Source organism: Bradyrhizobium sp., from assembly GCF_049512235.1.
In the GTDB taxonomy this organism is placed as follows: Bacteria; Pseudomonadota; Alphaproteobacteria; order Rhizobiales; family Xanthobacteraceae; genus Bradyrhizobium.
The window spans coordinates 1-12220 of record NZ_JBEKXH010000018.1 but is presented as its reverse complement, the minus strand read 5'-3'; the positions used below and the strand labels follow the sequence as shown (position 1 = coordinate 12220).

Annotated in this window: 6 protein-coding genes and 1 tRNA gene; 1 reads left to right on the top strand and 6 read right to left on the bottom strand. The window is 65.7% G+C overall.

Annotated elements, in window-relative coordinates; all coding sequences use genetic code 11:
- Position 1: 1 nt before the first annotated feature.
- The 6 genes from ABSG20_RS03070 to ABSG20_RS03045 all read right to left on the bottom strand — a co-directional run bounded on the left by ABSG20_RS03070 (position 2) and on the right by ABSG20_RS03045 (position 11258).
- Positions 2-340: a lipid-A-disaccharide synthase N-terminal domain-containing protein gene (locus tag ABSG20_RS03070; protein WP_423863011.1), complete on the bottom strand. Its 339-nt coding sequence runs from the start codon at positions 338-340 to the stop codon at positions 2-4.
- Positions 340-1095: a glycosyltransferase family 2 protein gene (locus ABSG20_RS03065; protein ID WP_423863010.1), complete on the bottom strand. Its 756-nt coding sequence runs from the start codon at positions 1093-1095 to the stop codon at positions 340-342. The genes ABSG20_RS03070 and ABSG20_RS03065 overlap by 1 nt, the downstream gene beginning before the upstream one ends.
- A complete protein-coding gene (locus ABSG20_RS03060; protein WP_423863009.1) occupies positions 1092-1916 on the bottom strand; it encodes a phosphatase PAP2 family protein in 825 nt (274 codons plus the stop codon). Before ABSG20_RS03060 ends, ABSG20_RS03065 begins: the two co-directional genes overlap by 4 nt.
- A gap of 1 nt (position 1917) precedes the next feature.
- Positions 1918-3660 (bottom strand): ArnT family glycosyltransferase, encoded by a 1743-nt coding sequence (locus ABSG20_RS03055; RefSeq protein WP_423863008.1) that lies wholly within the window; start codon positions 3658-3660, stop codon positions 1918-1920.
- A 51-nt stretch (positions 3661-3711) separates the two neighbouring features.
- Positions 3712-5985: a penicillin-binding protein 1C gene (gene pbpC, locus ABSG20_RS03050; protein WP_423863007.1), complete on the bottom strand. Its 2274-nt coding sequence runs from the start codon at positions 5983-5985 to the stop codon at positions 3712-3714.
- Positions 5986-6053: 68 nt separating this feature from the next.
- Positions 6054-11258 carry an alpha-2-macroglobulin family protein gene (locus ABSG20_RS03045; RefSeq protein ID WP_423863006.1) on the bottom strand — a complete coding sequence of 1735 codons (5205 nt, stop codon included), beginning with the start codon at positions 11256-11258 and terminating at the stop codon, positions 6054-6056.
- A 290-nt stretch (positions 11259-11548) separates the two neighbouring features.
- Between ABSG20_RS03045 and ABSG20_RS03040 the strand changes: the two genes are divergently transcribed.
- Positions 11549-11625, top strand: a tRNA-Arg gene (locus tag ABSG20_RS03040).
- The last annotated feature ends 595 nt before the right edge of the window (positions 11626-12220 follow it).

Sequence of the window (12220 nt, the reverse complement as noted above, 5' to 3'; positions counted from 1 at the left end):
ACTAGCGATCGAGCGTCTGCGATCCGTCCGCCCGGCTCTTCAGGATCAACATGATATTGCGCACATAGATCACCGTGGGCAACGCCTGTCCGAGGATGATCACGGGCTCGCGTTTGACGATGCCGTAGACCAGAGTCATCAATCCGCCACCTACCGAGAAAAACCAGAATGCCATCGGCACCACGCTTCGTCCGGCGCGCTCGCTGTAAATCCACTGCACCAGAAAACGCGCCCCGAACACCAATTGCGCCGCCATGCCGAAGGCGAGCCAGAAATCAAACTTGGCGACGAAAACGTCGTTGAGATAATTGCCGAGCGCCTGCCCGTACTGGATCAACATTACTCTACCTCGGTCGCATGAGGCGTCGGCTTCTTGCGGCGGATCAGCCACCACACGCCGGCGAGATCCAAGATGCCGATCCACAGCCGGTCGAAGAAGCCGTAGTTGGAAACCCCGGAACGGCGCGGCCGGTCTGTCACGTCGACATAGGCGATGTCGAAACCTTCGCGGCGCACCAGCGCCGGCAGAAAACGATGCAGGCCGTCGAAATAAGGCATCATCAGGAACACCTCGCGCCGGAATGCTTTCAGGCCGCAGCCGGTATCGCGGGTGCCATCGCGCAGAATGGCGTCGCGCACGCCGTTGGCGATGCGCGACTGGATTTTCTTGAAGCCGGTGTCCTTGCGCCCCACCCGTTGGCCGGCGGCGAGACCGATGCGCTTGCCGCCTTGTTCGATCGCCGCGATCAAATCCGGCAGGAAGGCCGGATCGTTCTGTCCGTCGCCGTCGAGCGTCGCCACGATGGCGCCGCGCGCGGCCCAGACCCCGCTGCGCACTGCTGCCGACTGACCTGACGATGTCGCGTGACGGATCTGGCGCAGATTTCCGTGCTGCCGCCTCGCCGCCTTAAGCCGCTCGGCGGTGGCATCGGTCGAGCCGTCATCAATATAGATGATTTCGTAAGCCCAGCGGCCGTCAAGCGCGGCAGCGATTTCCGCGATCAGCGGGCTTACATTCCCGGCTTCATTGCGTACCGGGACAACAACGGAAACGGCCACCACGGCGCTGTCAGAACAAGGCAAATCAACGCTCATCGTCCTTTGCGGTCTCCCGGCGAGGCTGCGGTCCGCGGCACAATTCCGCCATCGGGGCGGATCGTGAAACAAAGCCGGCGTGCGGCGAACCAGTAGCGTAGCAGCATCGCGCCGACTACGCCGATCAGCGCACCCGCAACCACGTCGCTGGGGTGATGGGCCAACAATACGAGGCGGCTCAGCGCGACCAGAACGGCATACACCGCCATCGCGACCCCGGCCTGCGGCCAGAGCGCGGTCACCGCGAAAGCCAGTGCGAAGCACGTAACGGCGTGCGCCGATGGAAAGCTGGCATGAGCTTCGGTGCCGGCGAAGGGCACGAAGTTGAGGGCGTCGGATTTGCCGCCCACAAACGGCCGGCCGCGACCGGCGATCCATTTGATGACCTCGCCGGCAAGCACCGGCACCAGCACGGCAAAAAACATGAACTGCAGCTGGTTCCCAACGCGCAGCAGCCGGGATCGCCTCGCCCCGCGCAACCACGGCGCAACGATGGCAACGACCATCAGCATCGCCGCCAAAAGCCCCAGCACGTAGACGTCCCTGCCGAAGTCGGTCAGGATACGAACCGGCCAGAGGCTGGGCGTGCCGCGCGGCGGCATCAGTTTGATTTCGACAACGTCGATAGCGAATATCAGCGCCGTTATGGCCAACGCGACGATGGCCGTGAGCAGCAGAACCTGGCGCGACAATCGCCGCACCGCCTCGGCGCGTCGCGGCTCAGTTGGCGGACGCACGAGTTGCGTCACCGAGCGCCGCAACAACTCAAAGAGGCCGCCGAAGTAATGCGGGGCGACGCCGATGCCGGCGGAAGCGGGCATATTACTGCGTGCCTTCGGAGCGGAAGATCGCAATCGAAATCGCCCTGCCCTGCGATATGTTATAGCCGTCGATGCGGGTGGCAACGTTGTAACGCAATCCGATGGCTTCGGCGCGCTGGGCAAAGCCGCGCTCCGAGCTCTTTTCCACCAGCGCGAAACGGCAACTGCCGTGTCCCAGGAAGTCCGCGGCGCCCGAACCATCCGTGAGCAGCGTCGGCGTTCCGGTCATGAACACCAGGCTCGGTTCATGAAAGCCCGCCGCGGCGGCCTTCGGTCCGACGCAGACCACGTTGCGCAGTTCGCGCGCGATCTCGGCGCTCGGAAACAAGGGCGTCAGCGCCGGCACCACGACGCCATAAATCGCGAACGCCAAGAACATCGCCGCCACCACCGCGTTGAGCAGCGATCGTTCGGCGCGACTGTCATCGTAGAGCCACCACGCGAACAGTCCGAAGATCAGGGCCGCCGCGACGAACGGCCACGCCAGAAAAACCGGCTGGCGCGTCAGCGTGATGGCGCCGACCACCGCAATGATGGAGGCCCCCGCCGGAATGATGAACCACCAGGCGGCGCCGCGCATCAGCCAGGATCGCGACAGCACCCGGCGTTCCAGCGCGCCGGCAGTCAGGATGGCGATGGCGGGATAGAGCGGCAGCACGTAATGCGGCAGTTTGGTCAGCGCCAGTTCGAACACGATCCAGGACGGCACCAGCCACGCCAGCAGGTACTGCGCGCCGGGCTCACGTCGCGCCCGCCACACCGTCGGCGCCGCCATGGCGGCCAGTGGGGCTCCCGGCCAGAACGTCACCCAGAACAGCAGCAAATACACTCCGGGCGGTGCGCCGTGGGATTCCTGCGCCGCCAGCTTGCTCAACATGTCGCCGCCGATCGAGTCGACGAAAAATGCATCGCCGGCGCGCCAGAAGATGGCGATGAACCACGGCAGCACCAAAACCAGCATCCAGGTCAGGCCCCAGACCGGGCGCAGCCGCCACAGCCAGCTCGCGCTGCGATCGAGGATCGCGAGCGTGACGATGGTCAGGCCGACGAACATCAGGATCAGCGGTCCCTTCAGCAGGATGCTGCCGGCCAGCGCGGTCCAGAAGATGGCCGGCCACGTCCATGGCGGATGCACGGGATCCTCGCCTCGCTGCCAGGACAAATAGACCCGCGCCATGGCGCCCATGGCCGCGACCACGGACAGCAACAGCATCGCATCGGTCTTGGCGAGCCGCGCTTCGGCGCCGAGCAGCACCGAACTGCCCAGCATCAGCGCGGCGAGAACGGCGGCCCGCCGCGACACGAAGGTCAGCGCTGTCCAATAGGTCAACAAAACCGCGCCGATGGCGCCGACCAGGGAAGGAATGCGGTACAGCCAGATCCGCAGTTGCGCGTGCGGCAGGCCCAGCGCGGACGCGGTTTCAACGGCTGCGGCCTGCAGCCAATAAATGCCGACCGGCTTCTTGTAGCGCACCTCATTTTGGAAGCGGATGTCGACGAAATCCGAAGTCTCGACCATTTGCTTGGTCGCCTGCGCAAATCGCGCCTCGTCGCGGTCGATCGGCGGGATGTTGAAAAAACCCGGCAGGAACAACAGGGCAGCGCACAACAGCAGGAACGCGACCGCGCGGGCATGGCTGCCGGTCGCAAAATCGAGCACGCCGACCAGCCGGCTGCCCGGATTCACCCGGGTTTTCGGCTCGCGCGGCTGTCCAAATCGGGGGCGGGCATAGGTCTCGGCCATCACCCTCCGATTACGACGAAACCGCCATGCCGACAACCTGTTGGCAATCCGCTATTGAATCCTGACGACGACTGTGTCCGCGGCGCCCGTGGCGTCGACTACCGTCAACCGGGCGAAGCCGGGACCGGGCGAATCAACCATAAGTTGCCGCCGGCCGTCGATTTCACCCACCGACACGCCGTTCACCAGCACCGCGATCGGCAGTACGCCGCCGGCGACCTTGACCGGCATCGCCGCCGGCTGATCCCCGGCCAGGCCGCCCACCTCGATCCGCGAGCCATTCAAGGGAAACTGGATATGCGGCGCCAGCTCGCCGCCGGTCCGAACCAGTTCCCCGACCGGTCGAAATCGCCGCAGCGGCAGCGGAAGTTTGGCATTGCTCGCTACCAGGGTACCTCGGGGCGGCTTCGGCAGCGGCACCGGCAACTTGCCGGTTCGGGCGAAGGCATCGAACAGGATCGGCGCCGCGGCAGTGCGGCCAACCAGGCCCGGTACCGGCGCACCGTCAGGGCGCCCTACCCACACCCCCATGGTCATGCGGCCATCGAACCCGACCGACCAGGCATCACGATAGCCGTAGCTGGTGCCGGTCTTGAACGCGATCCGGTTACGCACCGCATTGTCCGGCGGCGGCGTGCCCATCAGCACGCTGCCCACCTGCCACGCCGCGACCGGATCCATCAGCCGCAGGGCCTCGCGCTGGTCGTCGCCGGACCCTGCGATCTCGCGCAGCGGCCTGACGCTGCCGAGCCGCGCCAGGCCGCAATAGAGCTGCACCAGATCCTGCAGCGTGACACCGACGCCGCCGAGACCCATCGCAAGGCCCGGCGCCTCGTCTTTCGGCAGCACCAGGTTGGCGCCGGCCTGTTTCAGCCGCGACGACAGACGGCTGGCGCCGACGCGGTCAAGCAGCGCGATGGCGGGCACATTGAGGGACAGCTGCAACGCCTTGCGCACCGGCACCGTGCCCTGGAAGGTCATGTCGAAATTTTCCGGCGCGTAGGAGCCGAACCGGATCGGCCGGTCGTCGATCAGGCTTTCCGGGTGAACAAAACCGTCTTCGAAGGCAAGACCATAGATGAACGGTTTCAGCGTCGATCCCGGCGAGCGCACGGCGCGGGTCATGTCGACCTGGCCTGAGCGCCGCGCGTCGAAATAATCAGGCGAACCGACCCGCGCCAGCACCTCGCCGCTGTCGTTGTCCACCGCGATGATGCCAATGGAAATATCCGGCCCCAAGGCTGTCGCGCGGTCGCGCGCCAAAGCTTCGAGAACCTTCTGCAGGCCCAGATCCAGCGTCAGCCGGATGACATCGGCATCCCCGTTGGCGATCGCCTGATCGGCGGAATGCGGCGCCAGAATGGGGATCGGCTGGCGCAGCCGCGGCACCGGCACCGCCTTGGCCTGCAGCGCGTCTTCCCGCGACAGGCGGCCGTCTTCGACCATGCGATCGAGCACGCGATCGCGCGCCGCGCGCGCGGCATCGGGATGGCGATCGACGCGGCGGGTTTCCGGCGACTGCGGCAAGGCCACCAGCAAGGCCGATTCCGCCAGCGACAACCGTTTCGGCTCCTTGCCGAAATAGGCGATCGAAGCGGCGCGAATGCCCTCGAGATTGCCGCCATAGGGCGCCAGCGCCAGATACAGATCAAGAATCTGGTCCTTGCTCAGCTGCCGCTCGAGTTCCAGCGCGCGAACGATCTGCCGCAGCTTGGCCTGGAGCGACCGCTCCCGCCGCGGCTCGATCAGCCGCGCCAGCTGCATCGTGATGGTGGAACCGCCGGATACGATATGCCCGTGGGTAATGAACTGCAGCGCCGCGCGCGCCAGCGCCAGGGGATCGACGCCGGCATGGGAGCGGAAGCGGCGGTCCTCATAGGCCAATAGCAGCTTGAGATAGCCGGGATCGACGTCGGTTTCGGCATCGACCGGCAGCCGCCACCGGCCGTCGGCCATGGCATAAGCGCGCAGCAGCTTGCCATGGCGGTCGACGACCGCGGTGGAAACCTGCCTCGCCTGCGCCAGCGGCAGCGGCCCGAGCGAGATGACCCAGGCCGAGAAGGCGGCAATGACACAAGCGCAGATGATGACTGCCACAGCAATGTTACGAAAGGTGTGGCGCCTTTCACTGCCGTCATGGCCAGGCAAAAGAGGGTTATCGTCTCCCCTCCCCCCGCGAAGCGGCGGGGAGGGGTCGGGGGTGGGGGGTCTATCGGCAGGAAGCGCTGCTTCGGTGAACGCCGCGCCACCCCCCACCCCCGACCCCTCCCCGCCACGCGCGATGCGCGTGGAGGGAGGGGAGCCTAAGACCTCATCTGTGGCCATCCTTCGAAACGCATCGCGGGCGCGATGCTCCTCAGGATGAGGTCCGGGGATATCTTCGCCCATCTCACTCATTTCGCGGCGCGCACCTCGACGGTGCCGGTGCCGGTGCGGCCGTAGCGCGAGGGATTGTACATGTCCTCCACATAAGCCTGCGGCAGCACGTATTTGCCTGGGGAAACCGCGCGCACGACATAGGCCACCGTGAATACCGCCTTGGCGTCGGCGGCGCGGTCGATGGCGGCAGTGAAGCGATCGTCGCGGAATTCGGTATTTTGCGGCTCTTCGCCATCCTCGATCCAGTCCAGCGTTCCGGTATCGCCTGAGGAGACCAGGTGCGGATTGTCGATTTCGAGACCGGCCGGAAGATAGTCCGACACCATGATGTGGCCGTATTCCGGCTTTGCCTCCGTGATCTTCAGCACCACGGCGAAGCGATCGTTCTGCTTCACCTTGGAGATATCCGCCGGCTTGCCGTCGAGCGTGAAATAATTGCGTTCGATCTTGAAGCCGTTCGACGCCGCCGGCTCCGGCGTCAGCGGCGCGCCGCTGACCGAGACCACCGCCTGCACCGGCGCATCGCCTGAATTGGTGATCTTGACCGGCTTGCCGGCCATCTCGCTCGCCCGATAGCTGCGATAGAGCGCGCTTCTGATCGGCGCGCCATCGAGATCGAGCGTCATGCTCTCCTTGGCCAGCGCGCGCGAGGCCAGCACCAGCCAGGCATTTTCCTGGGTCGAGGTATAAGGCGAAAGGCCCCGCGCCGTTTCGACGCGCGCCACCGCCTGCGTCAGCGTCGCGCGCGGCGCATTGCCTTCACTGGCCAGCGAAACCAGCGCCGCGGCATCGCGCAAGGCGCTGCCGTAGTCGGCCCGGCCGAACTCCAGGACGGGCTTTGGCGCCAGGCTGTCCAGCGCGGCGGCATAGACCCGTTCCGCCCGGCCGCGATCGCCGACCAGCGCCAGCGCCGCCGCCAGCTGCGACTTTGCAATCGGCGTCGCCAGATTATTCAGCTTGGTGTCGGCGAGATAGCGCAGGTCGCCGATCGGCGCGGCGCCGTTGCGAGCGAGCACATAGAGCCCGTAGGCGAGGTCACGGCCGCCGTCCTTTTCGGGCTCGCTGGCGTTCACGACCGCGTTGCGGACGCGATCGAGCGCGCTCTTGAACAATTCATCCGGCACCGCAAAGCCCTTTTCGCGGGCGCGGGTCAGGAAGTCCGTGACATAGGCATCAAGCCAGGCGTCCTCGCCGCCGGCCGACCACAGCCCGAACGACCCGTTCGAGCCTTGCCGGGCCAGCAGGCGGTCGATCGAGTCCTTGATGCGCTGATCCACCTCCCCGTCCATGGCGAGATGGGCGCCGGCCGCGAGTTCGTTGACATACAAAAGCGGCATGGCGCGGCTGGTGATCTGCTCCGAACAGCCATAGGGATAGCGGTCCAGCGCCTTCAGGATGGTGGCCGCATCGAGCGCGGTGGACAGACCGACGGAAAGCGAGACGTCGCCGGTGCCCGGCACCAGATCCGAGAACATGTCGGAGGTGAGCGTCAGGCTCTCGCCTTTTGCCAGGGTCCGGATCGAGCGGCGGGCCAGGATCTGCGTCGCCGGTTTGACGTCGAGCGCATAATGCCGCGCCAGCCGCAGGCCGTCGGGTCCCCTGATATCGACATCGAGCTCGGCCGTTCCGGCGCCGCCGGCATCGAGCGAAAGCGCCGTCGAGCTGCGCTGCCGGGCCGCCAGCTTCACGGTGGTCAAGGGATTGCCCGTCATCTTCAGCGGGCCGGATGTCTTGACGCCGATGGTGTAATGGCCGGCGGCACCTTCGACGTTGTCCAGATCAAAACTCAGGGTGCCGTGGTCGCCGTTCAACAAAAAGCGCGGCAGCGTTGCGGTCAGCACCACGGGATCGCGCACCGTGACATCCGTGGTGGCGCGGCCGAGCTTTGTTGCGCTCCAGGCCACTGCCATCACCCTCATGGTGCCGGCGAATTCCGGGATGTCGAAGCTGATCTCGGCCGAACCGTCGGCGGCGACGGTGACGATCCCGGAATAGAGCGCCAGGGGCTTTTGCGAGGGCGGACTGCCCTGCAGTTCGGCGCCGGCCGCATCGCCGCCGGTCTTGAGCTGGCCCCGCGTCCCCTGCATGCCGTCGATCAGCTGCCCATAGAGGTCGCGGATTTCGGAGCTCAGGCGGCGCTGGCCGAGATAATAGTCGTCCGGCGCCGGCGGCTTGTAATTGGTCAGATTGAGGATCCCGACATCGACGGCGGCAACGACGATCTTCGCGTCTTCGCCGGGACTTAACCCGCCGAGCTTGACGGGGAGCTTGAGCTTGCTGTTGGGCCGCACCAGGGCCGGCGGCGACAGGCTGACGGCAAGCGTCCGGCTGTTCTTGTCGATCCCGAACCATTTCAGGCCGATGGCGCGGCTGGGCATCCGCAAGGCCGCGGCATCGAGCGGACGGCGCAAAGTCGCCACCACATAGGCGCCGGTGCCCCAATCCTTGCCGACCGGAATTTTGACCTGCGCGGTGCCTTCCTTGATGTCTGTGGTCTGCGTGGTCAGCAGGCGGTCGCCCAGCACGTTGATGGTGAGCAGGCCTGCCGAGCGCGCATTGACCGACACCACCATGGTGTCGCCGGACTGGTAGTCCGGCCGGTCGATCGAGGTTTCCAGCAAATCAGGCGTATCGGCGCTGCCGTCGGAATACCAGCCGACATCGAACTGCACCGAGGTCAAGGGCCCGTCGGCTTCGGTTGATTTGACGTCGAGGCGATAGCGGCCCGGCTGCGGCTGCAGCGTGATCCGCGCCGGCTGGTCGGCGGCGATGCTGAGATCGCCGTCGGCGACGCGCGCGGTCGACTTGACCGGCTCGTATTCCCAGGCGGAATTCTGGCGATACCATTGATAACGGGACTCGATCTTCAACAGCTCGTAGCGCAGGCCATCGCGTGCCAGCGGCTTGCCGTCGGGGGAGACGAAAATGACCTCGAAACCGGCCTTGTCGCCTTCCGCAACGCTGCTGCCGGAAAACAGCGGCTTGACCCCGATCATCGCCGCTGAGGGCGCCACCGGCAGCACCAGCTTGCGCTCGACCGCGCGGCCGCCGGCCTCCGCCATGCGGATGAAGATCTGGGCTTCCTGCGGGCGGGTCGATGCCGGCGGCTTTGCCAGGCTGACCGGGAAGGTCGCTAAGCCCTGGGCGTCCGCCTCCGGCAGGTTCTCCAGCGGGGTGCGCTCATTGCCAGTGGTTTCCTCATCCGCCACGCCAAACTCATAGCCGGCAAAGCCCGGCCGCATCGAGGCCGGCGCGACCAGCATGTCGCCTTCCAGTTGCAGCCCCGAGGCCGGCGCGCCATAGAGGAAATGGCCGTCAACCCTGAGCTCTACCGGATTATCAGCCTTGATCTGCTTGTCCTTGCTGGAAAGATCGAATTCGATCCGCTCGGGGACATAATCCTCGACCATGAAGGTGGTTTCGCCAACAGAAGAGCCCTTCGGATCGGTGAAGGCCCGCACCCGCCAGGTTCCGGTGGGCACGGCTGAATTGAGCTTTAGCGCCAGGCTGCGGCCGCCCGCGCCTTGATCTGGCAGCACGGCGCGGCGGAACTCGACGCCATCGGGGCGCTCGATCACGAGCGTCAAGGGTCCGCCGGTCACCGCATTGCCGCGGCCATCGCGCAGCAGCGCGGTCAGGTACACCGTTTCGTTGGAACGATAGACGCCGCGTTCGGCATAGACGAAGGCATCGGCGCCCGCGGGCGCGGTTCGGCCGGACACGCCGCGGTCCGTGAGGTCGAAGGCATTGGATTTCAGGCTCAGGAAGGCGTAGTCGGTCTTCTCGCCTGACACCGTCAGCAGCGCCGGCGACAGCCCGCCCTCGCCGCGCGAAAGGCCGGCCTCGAATAGCGCGTGACCTCTATCGTCGGTTTTGCGGGTCGCCAGGATCTCGTTGTTGCGCGCCACCAGCCGCACTTCGGCCTTGGCGACCGCATCGGTTGAGGCCAGCGAATGCACGAAGACATGGATGCCGTCATTGCCGGAGAAGGCGGTGACGCCGAGATCGGAAACGATGAACCACTGCGTCGCCAGCGAACCCTCGTCGTCGCTGCCCGGCCCCTTGGGCGCGGCGGTCATGACATAGACGCCGGGCTGCAGCTCGCCGAGCGCCTGGTCGACCGGAAAGGCCGTCGTGACATCCTCATTGAGCGTGGTCGCGGTCGTGAGTTCGCCCGACCAGACTTTTACCCCGCGCTCGTCGCCGAGGCTTGTGAGCTCATAGCGGCTCAAAGCACGCTGGAAATCGCTGTCGACAACGGTGTTGATCAGGTTGCGGTCGCCGATCCGGAACACGTCGACCTTGACCCCGGGCGTATTGACGCTGACCACGGGAATGCCGCGCTGGCCGGTGCGCGGCAGCACATAGGCCCGTCCGGTGAAGCGCACGAACGGCTTGCGGTCGCGCACATAGATGTTGAATTCGGCCGATTTCGGCAGGGATTCCTTCACCGAGGACGGCAGGCCGGCGCGCAGATTGATGTTGTAGCGCTCGCCGTGCTTGAGGCCATCGACGCAAAGCTGCTTGCCTTCCGATGACAGCGCCGGCTTGTCGTTGCCGGCGAGCGCGAGGAAAGGCGCAAAATCGGTGCGCTTGGCGAGTTCCTCGGAAAACTGGAAGCACGCGCGCGGCGAGGCCGAGTCGGAATCGACGGAGTAATCCAACAGGCGAAAGCCGTGCTCGTCGCGCAGTTTCTCGTAAGCACCGCGCACCTCGGCGACTTCGCGCAGATCGAGCGAGAGCCGCAAGCTATCCAGCGCCGGCCGCCACAGCTTGCGCTCGGACAGCGCCCGGCCGAGCACCGCCAGCGCGTCGGCCTCGTCGGCGGCGTTGCCGGCGCGCTGATAGGCGATATAGGCCGCGGTCGAGGCGCGCTCCAACAGGAAGGTCTGCTCGGCCGGGGTTTTCGGCATGATCTGGAAAATGACGCGGGCGAGCCGCAGCCAGTTGGCGCTGTCGTCGGGCGCGGTGGCGGCGATCTGGCCCAGGATCTGCAGTCCGCTGCGGAAATCATTGCGCCGGAAGGCGGTGTCGGCGTCGGTGCGCAGGCTGGCGCCCGATTTGGCGACCGGCCCGGCCTCGCTCTTGATCTGGGCCTCCAGCTTGATGGCCGAATCGGCGAGGTCGTCGCGTTTGAAGGCCTTGTCGGCCGCCTGTGCGGTGGCGAGGCCGAGCAGCAGCATAGCGCAAAGGGTCGCGGCGCGAACCAAAACGATCATGATGGAGCTCCCAGGGCCCGCGGACGTACGCCCGCGTTTTGAATAGAAGTGCGCCAAAAGGTGACGGACTCGTGGCGCGGGGGGTAGCAAAAATGTCGCATGCAACATAGAGGTGAGGAACCCATGGCGCGCGCCTGCCAGTCGGGGGCGCGGCGGTTGCGGGCGGCGCCGCCTGAGGCCGGCCGTTTCGGATTTGTCGCCGGCGCGCCGAAAACGGTTCGGAACAGGCTTGGCGGAACGGCGAATTTTTCATATTGGCAGTGGTATAAGGCCGAGGTTCCCGAAGCGACGGTCCCATAGCTCAACTGGATAGAGTAACGGATTTCTACTCCGTGGGTTGCAGGTTCGAATCCTGCTGGGATCGCCAGTTCATTTCCCGCGCCTTGTGACTTCAGTGGCTTGTCGTCCTTTTGGCTCACCGGGTAGGACAGCCAGTCCATGCCCGTTCCTTTCATTGCAGCCATGAAATCGCCCCCTGTTAATCCCTGATAATACAGGCCCCGAAACAGGGCGGGAGGCGACTTCAGCCCGGTCCGTCGGGCAACCCGAACGGACGCGCGCGCGCCCCACCCGCGCTCATTCCGTGCCCCGGACGAAAGCGCACCACGCCGCCCTTGCGGCGTGGTGCGCTGCAGAGCTGGGTCCCAGCGTGCGGCACAATGAAAGGCCCGTCCCGGTAAGTCGGTGGGCACGCCATCGGTTCGCGCATTCGCGCGACCCAGTCGCTTTGCCCACCCTGCTGATATCAGATGCATTTTTCAAACATCCGAGCACAATATTGAGATCGTCATTGCGAGCCAACGGGCCGCGCGTACGCGCGCCCGATGACAGGCTCCGCGAAGCAATCCAGCTTTGACGCCGCGGAAAGAAAGCTGATTGCTTCGTCGCAAGGGCTCCTTGCAATGACGTCCAATCCAAACATGCTTTCGCGCCCCGCGGCGCGATGCGCCCGGGCTGTTCCA